The sequence below is a fragment of the Psychrobacter sp. NPDC078409 genome (genome assembly GCF_050268505.1).
GTDB lineage: Bacteria > Pseudomonadota > Gammaproteobacteria > Pseudomonadales > Moraxellaceae > Psychrobacter.
Window position 1 is genome coordinate 85038 of record NZ_JBNNGW010000005.1, and the last position, 12921, is coordinate 97958.

A 12921-nucleotide genomic window follows, 5' to 3' on the forward strand; every position below is an offset into this window, starting at 1 on the left:
TATTACTTGGATAGTATTTGTGGTAGTTCAATCTATTCTCAGGAAAAATCTTTTATTATCAATGAATCATCACCTATTGGAATTTTCTTAAAAAGACACTGGCGACAACGTTAATATATGGTTATATTAGACATAACGTATTATAAGCAACGAGCAGTAACTGTACGCGATAACGTTGGCTCGATGGTTTGGGTAATTAGCAAACGATAGATAATATAAATTGCGATGTACTAACGAAGTAATTGGCGTAATTTCTGGACGCAAACTAAAGTTTTGATAGGGGTAGTTTATAGGTTTTGTTACCGACTATAAGCTATAGTATAGGAAGCTGATAATTTAATAGTATACTGTGCTACCAAGTTTGTAACAGCTATACGAACATCAATTGTGCCACTATATGGTGCTATTAATTTTACCGCTCTTACTTTTACTGCTTTTAAATTAGATGTATTAGAGGATATAACAATGACAACGAATGAAGAAGACAACACCCCCCGAATCTTGATTGTTGAAGATGATGAGCGTCTGGCCATGTTGACTCAAGATTACTTGGTCAAAAATGGTTTAGAAGTGGCAATTGAAACTGATGGTAATCGTGCTATTCGCCGTATCGTCAATGAGCAACCAGATATGGTTGTACTTGATGTTATGCTACCTGGTAGCGATGGTTTGACCGTATGCCGTGAAGTACGCCCGCATTATCAAAATCCAATTTTGATGTTGACTGCACGTACTGAAGACATGGATCAGGTATTGGGTCTTGAAATGGGTGCTGACGACTATGTTGCCAAGCCTGCTCAGCCACGTGTATTGCTTGCACGTATTCGTGCGCTACTGCGCCGCTCAGAAAATGCACCATCAGAAGATGTGCCACAACGTCTAGAGTTTGGTGAATTGGTTATTGATAATGGTGGCCGTTCAGTTAACCTAGGTGATGAGTTGGTCGATTTCACCAGTGCTGAATATGATTTACTATGGTTGCTTGCTTCTAATGCAGGTCGTATCCTATCTCGTGAAGATATCTTTGAGCGTCTACGCGGTATTGAGTATGATGGTCAAGATCGTTCAATTGACGTACGTATCTCACGTATTCGTCCAAAAATCGGTGATGATCCAGAAAATCCAAAACGTATTAAGACCGTACGTAGTAAAGGCTATCTATTCGTAAAAGAAGGCAACTAATATTGTTGCTTCTATAGGTTGATTAATTATTAATCACTATTCAAAAAAACCAGCAACGATGCTGGTTTTTTTGTGGCTAAATTCTAATTTTTAAACTTAAATGCAGTGTTATGTGGTTTAATTAACTCATTATTGTAGACGATGACTAAATATATGTCATACATATAAGTCTTTGGATGATCGCTGCATATGGATTAAAATGCGGTAATTAAAAGTCAAAGTTAAAGTCTATCCCTATTCGATCATGTTCGATATCGTCAAACACATAGCACTATCTATATGTTTGATGAGATTGGCAATCTCTATTTATTAAGTTGGTCACGGCACGTATGTCATTAGTCTCTTCTTTAAAACACAGTATTTTTGTTCGTATCTATGCTGGGCTACTTATAGTCTGCTTGTGTGTGGCACTGTTTGCGCAGTTATTGATGGATACCATTAATAAGGAGCGTGTGCAGTCCTATCGTGAAAATATGGCAATGGGGGCGTTCCATTTGGTGAGTGAAGGAATCTCTCACCAAAATAGCGAGGAAGAGCGTGAATATTGGTTATCAGATGCGAGTAGTTTGTTTGGTACTACTTTTAAAGTCTTGCCTATTGACGAAGTAGACTTTAGTGCCAGTGAGCTACGCCGTTTTAAAAATGATAATACCGTTGTACGTTATTTCAACCAGCCTGTATATGCAGATGTTTATTATCGCTTGCCGGATAATAAGAGTGTTTTAACAGCGAAAATCTCTCAAGTTACCGAGCAGCAAGTACGGGCAATCGCGGTCTTTTTATTAGATGACTTGTCTTATCACATGACATTATCGGATAAGCGCGCACGTTTGGCTGAATTGGAGAAAAAGTTTTCTTTTCCTTTAGCGTTCAAAGCAGTCAATACACTTGAGTTAGATTCAGATCAGATGTCTCGTCTGCGTCGTGACGAAGTCGTCATATCGTTGCAAGATACTAACAGTAGTACGAGTAACTCTGCGATTAGGGTAATAGTACCTTCTGAAATTAATGATATGGCAATTTTGATTGGGCCTATACCATTATTTAACTGGTTTCCGCTTAACTTAATTATTAGTATGATTCTTATCAGCATGTTCCTAATTAGCTTAGGTGTATATGCGCTCATCTTCCCGCTTGAACGTAAGCTACAATTGATTCAGGTAGGTGTGAATGAGGTCAGTCAAGGTAACCTTGATATTCAAGTACAGGTTATTGGTCAAGATGAAATAGCGCGTTTGTCAGCGACTTTTAACGCTATGACCTCGCATATTAAGCGTTTGATTGAATCACAGCGAGAGCTTACCCGAGCAGTCTCACATGAGCTTCGTACGCCAGTGGCTCGTATTCGATTTGCAGTAGATATGCTTGCTGATACGGATGACGAAGACTCACGTTTTATGCAGCGTGATTATATTGATGAAGATATTGAGTCGCTTAATGGTTTGATTGATGAGATTTTGACCTATGCTAAGCTTGAGGAAGGGTCACCAAAGTTAGATTTAGAACCAGTGAACTTAAGAGAACTGTTAGAGCAGATCGAGCGCGAAACCAATGCACTCGGTAAACCGATTAAAATAGTAACCAGTTTGCCAAATGCAAAAGTAACAGCAGTGGCAGATAGACGCTACTTGCACCGTGTGATTCAGAACCTTGCAGGTAATGCGTTACGCTATGCAGAAACAACCATTATCATTAGTGCTGGTGTCAAAAAAGGCAATGCCTTCGTTAGTGTCGAAGATGATGGTCATGGTATTCCTGAAGCAGATCGCGAAAAAGTATTTATTCCATTCTCACGCTTAGATGATAGTCGTACACGCGCGTCAGGTGGCTATGGTCTAGGCTTGTCTATTGTATCGCGCATTGCCTTTTGGTTTAATGGTAGTATGAAAGTAGATGAGAGTCGTGAGTTAGGCGGTGCAAGGTTTGTGATGACATGGCCTATCAAACCATTGACGCAGATTCTTGCTGCTGATGAATTGACCCAAGAGAAAAGCGAGCGCGACTTCGATACTAAGTTGTCAGATTAGGTCAAGTTATAGAGCTAAGCTATAAGAGCGAGCTATCAGGCTAAATTATCAGGCTAAGTTATCAGACTACGCCATAATTATTAGTCATGATACTAAAGACAATCAGCGGCATCTTAATGGTATAGCGCCATAGCGCTTTGTAGCTAGATGACGCGCTCGTCGCTATTTTTAAGACAGTTGGACAATGTCATAGGAGGGCATAGGATGCCATATTTATTTGGTGGCTTGGTAGTGTTGAATGCGATTACGCTAGGCTATTATTTATTCTTAAAACAGCCGTCAACGACCCAAACACTACAAACAGCTCAGGCTGAAATTACCCAACCATTAGCTTTCACGAACAGTGCTGAGTATATTCCGCCGGCTATTGGTAGCAAAGACTAGCTTTGATATCTTTGCTTATTCAGATTGAAGTCTTATCACTATTTTGAATCTGGCGCTGTACTGTCTACCTCAGTTACTTCGTCTATGTCAGCCGCTAGCGTAGTATCTCCAGCGACTTTAGAGAGTAGGGGAATACGTACGCATACTTGTAACCCACCTTCAGGGTGGTTGATGGCTTCAACGGTACCATGATGTAATCGTGCAATACGATCAACAATCGCAAGACCTAGTCCGCTACCTTGAGTAGTCCGTGCCGTCTCTCCACGTTCAAACGGTTGCATAATTCGCTCTAATTGATCGTCAGCGACACCATCACCGCAATCTCGTACACAAATCACTAGCTGTTCTTGAGCTTCTTTGTTCACCACATTTTCGCTGACCACATCCGTATCTTCGTCTTCGACAGTTTCTATGAATGTCGGTACAACCGTTGCCGATAAATAAATTGGTGGTTTTCCATAACGATTGGCATTATTAACCAAGTTGATAATCAGGCGCTTGATGGATAATGGACGTACGGGAACGACCTTTTCGCATTCTGACTCATATATAAACTTCATTGGCGCAAACTGCACCATAATTTCGTTAAATATAGTGTCTAGATTGGTCAAACTGACTGGCTCATCAGAACCATCTTTCATAAATGAGATGAATTGCTCCAAAATAGCATCCATATCCTCAATATCGTAAATCAGCCCTTCACGGAAAAAATCATCTGGTAGCATCTCTGCGGTCAAGCGCATACGTGTCAATGGTGTCCGCAAATCATGTGAGATGCCGGCAAGCATAATTGTCCGCTCTTTCTGCGCTTGATTCAATGTCGTAAACAGTCGGTTAAAGGCCATATTAACTTGACGTATTTCTGTGGGGCCTTTTTGCGTTGGCAGTGTGGTTGCATGACCAAGCCTAATATAGTTAGTAGCCGCCCGCTGTAGGTAGCGTAGCGGGCGATTTAATTGACGGGCTAATAGAATAATCGTTAATAGCGATAAGATAGGCAGTCCGATCAAAAATAGCACCAGTAACGTAGGGCTATATTGTGAATAGTAAACCACAGGCTCGCGCACCCAAAAACTGTCATCACGGCTATCTTGTACCCATAGCTGCGGCGTTGGCTTAAATTTAAAATAAACCTCTACAGGGCGACCAAGCTGTGCGCCGATTTCACGTTGTAGTACGTCCGTAAAAAAGCTCACGAACGGCTTGTCAGCGACTTCTGGAAAGTCACTCGGATTGTTTACCACGACGACATGAGAGTGCTGGTAAATCCATTGGCGTACTTCGGGACGACCTTGCCAGTCTTTATTGACGCTATTGATCAGCTGTAATTCACTCGTCAAATAGCGCGCATGGTTTTTTAACTCTGGCAGATACAGACTGCGCCAAAAAAACAAAATTGATAAGCTCACACTGATAAGCACGATAAAGGCAACCATTAAGGTCGTTAGCCAAGTGTTGGAATAAGAGCGTGGCAGCCAACCTTTACGACGCGGCTTTGGGTTCGGAGAGATCATATGTGTCCAACAGAGTAAAAGAAAAGTTAGTGTGATATAGCGTGTAGCTCTTTAAATACGATTGCCTTAAGGCTAGTCCGTACAACAATCTATAGCGGTATATCATAGAATAACATAATCAATAAATAGTACTGATACAGTATGCAATCGATGAACAAGCCAGATAATCATAGGAATAGATATAAAGTTAAGCTTGAGAGTGAGACCATTTGATAACTGTAAAACCTTTATAAATAACCATAGTAGTCTACAGAACCTAAAGAAAAACTTTAAAAATAAGCCATTATCATCAGTTATATTTTACTTAGGTCGTCATTTAAGCTATTGTTAATAAATAATTAAATATGCACAGTTTATGTTTTCAACAAATAAAGACTGTGATATAATTATGCCCTTTTTGGTATACCTGCGAAAGAGAGAATTCACATGGTTGTTATTCGTTTAGCACGGGGCGGTGCCAAGAAACGCCCATTTTATCAAGTAGTTGTTGCTGATCAACGCCGCGCGCGTGACGGTCGCTATATTGAAAACATCGGCTTTTTTAACCCACTCGCTAAAGAGTCTGAAGAAGCAGTACGCCTAAACATGGAAGCGTACAATGCGTGGATCGCAAAAGGTGCACAACCTTCAGATCGCGTTGCTTCATTAGCAAAAGCTTACAACAAGTCTGCAGCTCAAACTGAAGCAACTGCTTAAGTTTTGGTTGTTACTGAGACGTTCGTAGCAAAACTATGATATGACTCAGTAGACTTTAGAATACATAGCGTAACTGGTCTGACCAGGGTGCGCCATTAACTGTTTATCGCTTTTGACGCAATTGTTTTTGCAATTGCTGTTTTAATCATTGTTAGGTTAGCTGCTATGTCATCTGTTCCAAACGCTAGTGCCCTTATGAAAATTGGTCAGCTTAAGAAGCCTTACGGCATTAAAGGCTGGCTTTGGGTATTTAGTGATACGGATGACCGTACAGCGATATTCGACATGAAGCCGTGGTGGATGAAAACTGCTACTGGCATGAAACCTTTAACTGTGAAGGCTTGGCGTGAGCAAGGAACAGGAATTGTGGCTCAATTTGAGCAGATTCCTGATCGTAATGTTGCTGAGACTATGAACGGTGTTACCGTTTGGGTCGAACAAAACGTCCTACCTGAAACAGCTGAAGACGAATATTATTGGTCGGATTTGGTCAGTCTGCGCGTGATGAACGAGCAGGATGAGTATCTAGGTAATATCACTGAAATGTTTGAAACTGGTGCCCATGACATCATGCGTGTAACGGCAAATTCAGACAGTTTAGACAATGAAGAACGCCTGATTCCATGGCATAAGCAAACTGTGATAGAAGTCAATATGACTGAAAAAACAGTGCTTGTGGCATGGCCAAGTGATTACTAATAGTGTTTCTGACTTTTTAGTCAGACGTTGTTAGTACTTACACCGATTGTTTTAGCCTTAACGCAAGTAGACATCAGATGTATTTTGCCGTAATTAGTATTTTTCCTGAGATGTTTGCCACGATTCGTGAATTTGGAATCACGGGCCGAGCAGTGACTCAAGAGCAAGTTACGATTGAATGCATTAATCCACGTGATTATACCACCGATAACTATCGCCGTATTGATGAGCGCCCTTATGGGGGTGGTCCTGGGATGGTGATGATGGCTGAGCCATTGTCGAAAGCCATTGAGGATGCACGATTGCGTGCCAGTCAGCATGGTTGCCGTGTCGATAGTGAGCACTGTCCGGTGATTTATATGTCGCCGCAAGGACAGACGCTTAGTGAGAGTAGCGTAGTCAATATGACTGATTACGATGGCATGATTTTATTATGCGGTCGTTATGAAGGTATTGATGAGCGTTTACTATCACAATATGTCGATATGGAAGTATCGTTAGGTGATTACGTGTTGACTGGTGGTGAGTTGCCAGCAATGGTGCTGATGGATAGTGTGATACGTCGTCTACCCGATATCATGGGTGATGACAAGTCAGCGGAGCAAGACTCTTTTGTCGATGGCTTGCTTGACTGTCCACACTATACTAAGCCGCATGAGTTTGCGGGTATGGCGGTTCCTGAGGTATTACTTTCAGGTCACCATGCCAATATCGCTAAGTGGCGTTTTAGTCAGCAAGTCAATCGTACGCAAACGCGTCGTCCAGACTTATGGCAAGCGTTTACTCCAACGGTAGAGCAAGCGAAGTGGTTGAAAGCATTAGCCAAAGCAGATAAAAAGTAGATTTTTAGAATCTGACTTTATCGTTACTAGGTTTGATAAACAGTTAAGAAACAGAATTTTGAGCAATAATAAAACGAGTCATAGCATAGTGGCCGTTGGTTATAACCCATTTACGTTGTGTCTCACTATAAAGAGATGCGATTAATTATTACAAACAGGTGATATGCGTCAAGCCTCTATTATCTAATGTGAGGAGATAACTCTCATGAGCAACAAGCATCCATTGGTTCAGGTCATCGAAAACGCTCAATTGCTTGAGCGCCCAAGCTTTGCACCCGGCGATACCGTTGTGGTACAAGTAAAAGTACGTGAAGGTGAGCGTGAGCGTTTACAGGCTTTTGAAGGCGTTGTAATTGCTAAGCGTAACCGCGGTTTAAACTCAGCGTTTACCGTACGTAAAATCTCAAGCGGCGTTGGCGTTGAGCGTGCATTCCAATTGCATTCACCAATCATCGAGAGCATCGAAGTGAAACGTCGCGGTGCTGTTCGCCGTGCGAAACTATACTACTTACGTGAGCGCTCTGGTAAATCAGCACGTATCCGCGAAAAACTTGGTGCTCGTCCAGTTGCTAAGAAAAAAACTGACGCTGGCGTACCTGATGCAGTTGATACTGCACCTGGTATCTAAGCACAAGTTTGCCGTTTTGAGTTAATCCTATGATTTAGGATTGGCTCAAGACAAGGTAATAGTAGATACAAGCCCTTATTCATAGGTTTATTTATAAATAAGCGGGCCATACCAAAAAAGACGAAACCCCAATCTCTGCGAAAGCTAGATTGGGGTTTTTGTATATATAGCATTAATAATTTGAGTTTTATCAGCTCTACTACTATCAGCTCCAATGGTGCCAGTTATAAGCTAAAGCTTATTGAGCATCAAATGTATCGATGCGGATGACTTGCTCTTTGGACTTACTGTATTTGCGCAGTCTAATGTATAAAGTCTTGGTGACGGTCGCGATTAGCTTTTGCTGCTCGTCAACGATGTCGACTTTATATTCACGGAATACCGCTTCGCCTTCTTTTGCCAGCTCTTGAATAGTAATAATTTCAGAGCTAGGTATTTTCATGCGTGCAGTGACTTTGCTATTGCCCGGTGCAACAAAATCGATGTGTGAGCTTTTGTCCCACACCACGTAATTGCTACCCAATTGATGCATCAGCATGAGCATATAAAAAGGGTCAACCATCGAATATAGGCTACCACCGAACTGAGTACCGACGATATTTTTGTTTAGAGTGTTTAGTCCCATGCTTACTACGCACAAACCCTGATCAAGACTGATATGATCGATTTTGATACCTGCGCCAATGTATGGTGCATAAGTACTAAGGCGCAGCTTTAATAAATGCGGTGTCAGCAATGGCATGATGCTTTGCTTTGCCCGACGTTTCAAAGTCTCAAGGTTGGTAGGTAATACGCTCATAAACTTGTCCTGTTGCCTTTTCTCAATTTTTTGATTGTATCAATAATGCGGTTTTACACAGTATCACTGAGAAATAAATTGATAAAAAGTATTTATCATAATTAAAAAGTACTCAACCCGCTAGCTCTAAAGCGTAACCAAAATGACATATTTATGCCCACTTACAGGTAACGATCGTTATTTATTATAACTATCTTTGCTATTCATCTATGTGATAAAAAATCATCTAGATGTAAATCATTATCAATAAAAAGTTCGTTTGTTCTAATTCAAAGTCTATAATAGAAAGATTTTTTCCTCATGGTTTTCTATTAAGAGCAGTTTTCTATTAAATAGAAACTTTAGTTTATATATTATAATGAGATACATAGTATCTTTAAATGGTTTTAGGTTCGCATTTCATCAAGTCTTGGCATACAATAGTTCGCAGTTTGTAATAGGCGCTTTGGTCTATGACATTAGAGCAGAGCGTGTGTAGTCAATCAAAGACGTAATCGACACAAGGAAATGTGATGAGTAACCCTCAGACCCCCTCTTCAGGGTCTAATACGCCGACCTCGAACGTAAACCACGACAGTCAAGCACAAGGCAGTTATGTAGATTTGCATAAGCCCAGTTCTAGTTTCGACAGTCGTGATGCTTATTTAAACCATGAATTACAAATCATGCAGCCGAAACGCTGGCGTCCTAATTTACCATTCCGTGATTACCGTTTTGAATACGAAGATACTATTCCAGCAATGGCAGCGACCATCGGTAAAGTTGTTATGGTGGGCGCCATTGCAGCAACCTTTGCAGGTCCACTCGGCTTAGGTGATGCGTTTGTTTTAGAAAACGTGCGCTATGAGCTATTGATCGTCTCCTTCTTTATTATCTTATTTTCGGGCTTTCTACTGCCAACGGCCAACCTCGCTGGTACTCACGGCCCACTTATTCCTCTGATTCCTATTGTGGTAGCAGCTGGTGGGCACCCGATGGCCTTTGGTTTGCTTATCGGTGCTTTTGGTCTGCTCCTCGCGATTAGTAAAGGGGGGAGTTTGCTGGCTAATTTGACCAGTAAGGGTGTGTGCGGTGGCCTCTTGATTTACTTGGGCTTTATCGGAACCACGTCACAGGTCAAAAATCTATTTGCTTGGGCCGAAGGGATTGGCATGTCGCATATCGCTTTCTTTATTATTTTGGCGACTATCCTGCTGTATGCATTGCTTGAGCATTGGCAAAAACGCTGGCTCGCGGTTCCCCTAAGCTGTGTGTTAGGTGGTGGTCTTGCATTTGCATTGGGCGCACCTTTTGCGTTCAAAACAGCACCAGGCTTACCAAACATGAATCCAATGTATTGGTGGGGCGAAAACACAGGTTGGATGTTAGGTCTGCCGACGATTGAAAGCTTCATTGTAGTATTGCCGTTTGCTATTTTGGCCGTGGCAATGTGGTCGCCAGATTTCTTGGGCCATCAGGTATTCCAAAAAATTAGCTATCCTAAGCGTACTGAAAAAGTGCTTATGGATATCGATGATACGATGACTAGTGCTTCATTTCGTCAGGTAGTTGGCTCTGTATTGGGCGGTGCCAACTTTGCGTCATCTTGGGGAACGTATATTGTTCCTGCGGCGATTGCTAAACGTCCAATTCCTGCTGGCGCTTTATTGACGGCTCTATTCTGTATTATCGCAGGAGTTTGGGGCTATCCGATGGATTTGGCCATTTGGCAGCCAGTGATGTGTGTGGCCTTGATCGTTGGGGTATTTATTCCATTACTAGAAGCTGGTATGGAGATGACGCGTGAAGGTAAAACCACGCAATCTGCTGCTATCGTGGTATTCGCATCGGCATTGGTCAACCCAGCCTTCGGTTGGTCGCTCACATTGTTGCTTGATAACTTAGGTCTGATCGGCTCTAAAGAACGTAGTGCCAATTTGACTAAGATGAGCCGCTGGATCATACCGGGTATTATGTTCGTGGTACTGACAGGCGTCATGGCTATCGTCGGTATGCTACCGGGTATCCCAGCATTGATGGCAAACTTCCGTCATTAGCAGTAGGTTATTGCATAAACGATAATAGAACAAACTAAGCCGGCGAAAGCTGGCTTTTTTATGGGTAGCACTGCGATAATAATTAGCTTGTAAAACAATGACTCCCGCCCCATAACTAGCAGTATTACTAAGGTTTTTAAGAGCAATAAATTCTATGGTTAATGTCTCAGAATCGAGTCCTGTCGATGATAAAAAAGCCCGTCTTAAGCATTTGATTAAACGCCTGCCTAACTTGCCAGGGGTATATAAGATGCTGGGTAAGAACGGCGATATATTATACGTTGGTAAAGCTAAGTCGCTAAAAAACAGGGTAAATAGCTATTTTGCCAAAACGATAGATCATCCAAAGACACGGGCGCTAGTGGCTCGGATTCATAATATTGAGACTATCATTACGCGTAGTGAGACCGAAGCGCTATTGCTCGAGCAGAATCTAATTAAGGAGCATCGCCCACCTTATAATGTGCTGCTGCGTGATGATAAATCCTATCTTTATGTGTTTATCTCAGCCGATAAGCCTTATCCACGTTTGGCCTATGGCCGCGGCAAAGGCAACCACCAAAAAGGTCGATTCTTTGGTCCGTTTCCCTCTGCACATGCGGCAAAAGAAACGCTGGTCTTGATGCAGAAGATGTTTCAAATGCGTCAATGTACCAATACCTTTTTTAAGCAGCGTCAGCGTCCTTGTCTGGAGTATCAGATCAAACGTTGCCGTGCGCCTTGTGTCGGTTTGGTAACGCCAGAAGAGTATGCAGAGGATGTGAATAATACCATCCGTTTTTTAAAAGGCGACTCTAGTGATATTCATACGACTCTGATTGAAAAGATGGAAGCATCAGCTGAAGCACTAGATTTTGAGAAAGCAGTATTTTATCGCGATCAACTTTCCATGTTACGTGAAGTACAAGCAAGGCAAGCGGTCTATACCGTACAAGGTGAGGCAGATGTGATTGCGATTGCCAGTCAGGCTGGCATGACCTGTGTGAACGTACTGACGGTACGTGGCGGCCGTGTATTGGGCGGGAAAAACTATTTCCCAGATGTGGATAGTAGTGAGTCGCTAGCAGACAATTTATCGGCTTTTATTACGTCATTTTATTTCCAAGTGACCGATGATTTGCCTGCCGAAATCATATTGAGCCATCAGATACCAGATCAAGTGGCAGTGAGTGAAGCATTGGCAACGCATTTCGGTAATAAAGTAGTCATCAAGACTAATGTGCGCGAGCACCGTTCAGAGTGGCTAGACTTAGCAACACTAAATACCAGTAATGCATTAAAAACCAAGCTTGGCGATTATTTAGAGCTGCATGCACGCTTTGGCGCACTAAAAGACGTATTGGCGACTGTCACAGATCGGACGATTGATCGCATTGAGTGCTTCGATATCTCACATACGATGGGTGAGGCGACCATTGGTAGCTGCGTGGTGTTTGACCAAGGTGGCTCGCGCCGTCGCGATTACCGTCAGTATGCTATTCATGACATCCAAGGCGGCGATGACTATGCAGCGATGAAACAAGTGCTGACCCGACGTTATAAAAAGCAGCCATTGCCGGACTTGCTATTGATTGATGGCGGTAAAGGTCAGCTTGGTATTGCTAAAGAAGTATTAACTGAGTTGGGTATTCTTGGCGATACCTTGCTCATTAGTGTGGCAAAAGGGGAAGGGCGCAAGGCTGGGCTTGAGGTATTGCACTTTATCGATCATGAGCCGTTAGATCTACCGATGGATAGCAAAGCATTGCACTTGCTGATGCATATTCGTGATGAGGCGCATCGTTTTGCGATTACCGCTCACCGTAAAAAACGCGATAAGCGTCGCTCGTCATCAGTGCTAGAGGTAATACCGGGACTGGGTGAGAAACGTCGTCGTGACTTGCTCAATCACTTTGGTGGTATGCAGCAGCTGCTTGGTGCTTCACAGCAAGAGTTGGCAGGCGTACAAGGTATCGGACCAGTACTCGCAAAAACGGTTTATAAAGTACTGCATGAGTAAAGAGTTAGATATTATCAAGCATCAGTTTTTATCTTATTAATTGACTATAAATAAGACTTTGTGAAGAGTAAACGAAGAAGGGGCAGTCTTAGATAATTTTACTTATCCAAGACTG

11 protein-coding genes are annotated in these 12921 nt (G+C 42.3%); 9 read left to right on the forward strand and 2 right to left on the reverse strand.

Going from position 1 to position 12921, the window contains the following annotated elements; translation table 11 throughout:
* The first annotated feature begins 465 nt into the window (after positions 1–465).
* The 3 genes from ACQKC9_RS11375 (at position 466) to ACQKC9_RS11385 (ending at position 3593) form a co-directional block, all read left to right on the forward strand.
* The gene (locus tag ACQKC9_RS11375) at positions 466–1182 is read left to right on the forward strand and encodes a response regulator (protein WP_057761994.1); all 717 of its coding nucleotides are present in this window, start codon (positions 466–468) and stop codon (positions 1180–1182) included.
* A 329-nt stretch (positions 1183–1511) separates the two neighbouring features.
* Complete coding sequence (locus ACQKC9_RS11380; protein WP_427621881.1) at positions 1512–3209, forward strand: ATP-binding protein; 1698 nt, start codon at positions 1512–1514, stop codon at positions 3207–3209.
* 204 nt (positions 3210–3413) lie between these two features.
* Complete coding sequence (locus ACQKC9_RS11385; protein ID WP_057761990.1) at positions 3414–3593, forward strand: hypothetical protein; 180 nt, start codon at positions 3414–3416, stop codon at positions 3591–3593.
* 38 nt (positions 3594–3631) lie between these two features.
* On the opposite strand, the gene ACQKC9_RS11390 is transcribed toward ACQKC9_RS11385, so the two are convergent.
* Positions 3632–5107 (reverse strand): ATP-binding protein, encoded by a 1476-nt coding sequence (locus ACQKC9_RS11390; RefSeq protein ID WP_427621883.1) that lies wholly within the window; start codon positions 5105–5107, stop codon positions 3632–3634.
* Between the two features lie 426 nt (positions 5108–5533).
* Here ACQKC9_RS11390 and rpsP point away from each other — a divergent pair, with 426 nt between their 5' ends.
* From rpsP to rplS, 4 genes are all read left to right on the forward strand, one after another.
* Positions 5534–5803, forward strand: a complete 270-nt coding sequence (gene rpsP / locus ACQKC9_RS11395; RefSeq protein ID WP_021812802.1) for a 30S ribosomal protein S16 — start codon at positions 5534–5536, stop codon at positions 5801–5803.
* A gap of 165 nt (positions 5804–5968) precedes the next feature.
* Positions 5969–6502: a ribosome maturation factor RimM gene (gene rimM / locus ACQKC9_RS11400; RefSeq protein ID WP_101205950.1), complete on the forward strand. Its 534-nt coding sequence runs from the start codon at positions 5969–5971 to the stop codon at positions 6500–6502.
* Positions 6503–6579: 77 nt separating this feature from the next.
* The gene (trmD, locus tag ACQKC9_RS11405; RefSeq protein WP_191114366.1) at positions 6580–7344 is read left to right on the forward strand and encodes a tRNA (guanosine(37)-N1)-methyltransferase TrmD; all 765 of its coding nucleotides are present in this window, start codon (positions 6580–6582) and stop codon (positions 7342–7344) included.
* 205 nt (positions 7345–7549) lie between these two features.
* Entirely contained in the window at positions 7550–7972 is a 423-nt protein-coding gene (gene rplS, locus ACQKC9_RS11410; protein ID WP_057761981.1) for a 50S ribosomal protein L19, read from the forward strand.
* Between the two features lie 238 nt (positions 7973–8210).
* On the opposite strand, the gene ACQKC9_RS11415 is transcribed toward rplS, so the two are convergent.
* Positions 8211–8771: a DUF4442 domain-containing protein gene (locus ACQKC9_RS11415; RefSeq protein WP_427621885.1), complete on the reverse strand. Its 561-nt coding sequence runs from the start codon at positions 8769–8771 to the stop codon at positions 8211–8213.
* A 512-nt stretch (positions 8772–9283) separates the two neighbouring features.
* Here ACQKC9_RS11415 and ACQKC9_RS11420 point away from each other — a divergent pair.
* Both ACQKC9_RS11420 and uvrC read left to right on the forward strand, forming a co-directional pair.
* On the forward strand, positions 9284–10807 hold the full coding sequence (locus tag ACQKC9_RS11420; protein ID WP_427621886.1) for a DUF3360 family protein: 1524 nt from the start codon (positions 9284–9286) through the stop codon (positions 10805–10807).
* A gap of 154 nt (positions 10808–10961) precedes the next feature.
* Positions 10962–12806 (forward strand): excinuclease ABC subunit UvrC, encoded by a 1845-nt coding sequence (gene uvrC, locus ACQKC9_RS11425; protein WP_427621887.1) that lies wholly within the window; start codon positions 10962–10964, stop codon positions 12804–12806.
* The last annotated feature ends 115 nt before the right edge of the window (positions 12807–12921 follow it).